Here is a 217-nt window from a genome sequence, read left to right as displayed (position 1 = left end):
GTCGGTGAAGAGGGATTCGAACCCCCGACCCTCTGGTCCCAAACCAGATGCGCTACCAAGCTGCGCTATTCACCGACGATGTTCTTTTCAGAACGATTTCGTTTCGATTAAATCAAAACAGGAGACAAAAGTCACCGAAATAATGGGGTGGCTAACGAGATTCGAACTCGCGACCACCGGAATCACAATCCAGGGCTCTACCAACTGAGCTATAGCC

The 217-nt window shown here is 50.2% G+C and carries 1 tRNA gene; it reads right to left on the bottom strand.

What is annotated here, in order from left to right:
- Position 1: 1 nt before the first annotated feature.
- A tRNA-Pro gene (locus ACVA6Q_RS25060) sits at positions 2-75 on the bottom strand.
- Between the last annotated feature and the right edge of the window lie 142 nt (positions 76-217).

The organism is Vibrio sp. DNB22_10_4 (genome assembly GCF_052879755.1).
This window is presented reverse-complemented; position numbering and strand designations above follow the sequence as displayed.